The organism is Psychrobacter sp. 1U2 (assembly GCF_051847575.1).
This window is the reverse complement of sequence record NZ_JBPYDC010000421.1, coordinates 1-1,104: the sequence shown is the minus strand read 5'-3', so window position 1 is coordinate 1,104 and position 1,104 is coordinate 1. Positions and strand designations below refer to the sequence as shown.

General features: G+C 41.8%; 1 protein-coding gene. It reads right to left on the bottom strand.

The features are described from left to right. Positions 1–794 (bottom strand): WG repeat-containing protein (locus ACS8FD_RS16285; RefSeq protein WP_439276610.1); only part of this gene is annotated, 794 nt, incomplete at its 3' end. Positions 795–1,104: the final 310 nt, after the last annotated feature.

Below are 1,104 nucleotides of genomic sequence, written 5' to 3'. Positions count from 1 at the left end.
GAATAAGTAATCATAGTGACGTTTTTATCATCAACGAAACCCCAACGACCATCTTGCTGATGAGGCTGCAAAGTCGTGAAAGGTGTGGGTCTTGGTTGCTGCGTTTGAGCAGTAGCAGACATTGCCCCACTGTTACCCTCTTTAGCATTGGGGTCGCTAGTGGTTTTGCCATTTTTGTCCAGCCAGCTTGTAGACTGGTTTCTACGTATGCGAGCAACCCCACCTCGGTAATCGTCAATATCAGTGATTGTTGATGAGAAAGGTACGATTGTCTGGTTGCCAGTGCCGATAACGCCATAATCACCGTTTCTTTTGACAACGATACGGCCCTCAGACACTGGACGCGCCCAGCCTCCATTGCCCTTGAACATCTCGTATATGGTAGGAACCACTTCACGACCTTGCATATTGATATAACCGACGCGGCCATGACGCAATACAGGCAATAATCCGCCTGCCATATTATTGGCATCCACCTTTTGGTAGCGTGACAGATCAACGACCCTTTTACCTTTGCTATTAATCAATGCAACTGGTGCGCCAAAGTCTGTTATCGCTAAGTAATGGCCACTAGCGGACGTACAAGAGACGTTTTTATAGTAGCTTTTGGGTATTTTGCAGCTAGCAGCGTTGGCTGTCGGCATTGAAAATACGGTAGTTAACAATATACCAGCCATCAAAGATAGTCGCGAGCCTTGTAATAGTGATAAAGTGGGCGCTGATAATGGTACAGATTGTCGCTTTGATAACATTTGCGCAACTGTTGACCATTTTAGTATGGAGTGTTGAGACATAGTCAAACCTAATTTAAAAGTATCAATGCCTACCGTAATCGTTGTTAAAGGCATTAATAACAATAAAAAGTACAAAAAGAAGTGCAAAAAAGACGTGCAGAACTGACTAGAATAGTAAGCGATTGAGACTTACGATTATAAGTAATCACAGTAGCAAATAGTAGCAATTTAACCAACACTAGTCTTGTAAGAATGTGACTCTGATATGCATAATGTGTCAAAAATTTGTCATGTATTAAGACAAGCGATGCATTTATAAAAAAATATCGCCGTTGTTCTCAAGAGATATTAATACCCCTTGTATAATAAA